Genomic DNA, 300 nt, shown 5'->3' with positions numbered 1-300 from the left:
CGCCTCGAAGATCGGCGATCCGGAGCCCCCGGCCGAACGGCCCGTGGTGTCCGGGCCGAGCGGCGCGGTCAGCGGGTCGGCGTCGCCGCCCGGGGGCAGCGCCATCGGCTGCGGGGGCGCGGCCGGGACGGACGGCCGCGGGCCGCCCTGGTGGGGCGCCGGCGCCGGCGGCTGCGGCGCGGGCGGCGGGGGGGCCGGCGGGACCGGGCCGAGGCCCAGCGGGTCCCGCGGGTCGATCTCGGCCTCGAAGCGGGGCCGGGCGAACTGGGCGGTGGTCTCCAGGGAATCCGCCGGGACGGC

1 pseudogene is annotated in these 300 nt (G+C 83.7%); it reads right to left on the bottom strand.

Annotation, left to right across the window (positions count from 1 at the left end):
* A pseudogene (locus LO771_RS30265) lies at nucleotides 1–300 on the bottom strand (hypothetical protein); the annotation flags it as partial.

The organism is Streptacidiphilus sp. ASG 303 (assembly GCF_020991365.1).
Lineage (GTDB): Bacteria > Actinomycetota > Actinomycetes > Streptomycetales > Streptomycetaceae > Peterkaempfera.
Note: the sequence above shows the minus strand (reverse complement) of the source record. Positions and strands in the feature narration are given on the sequence as shown.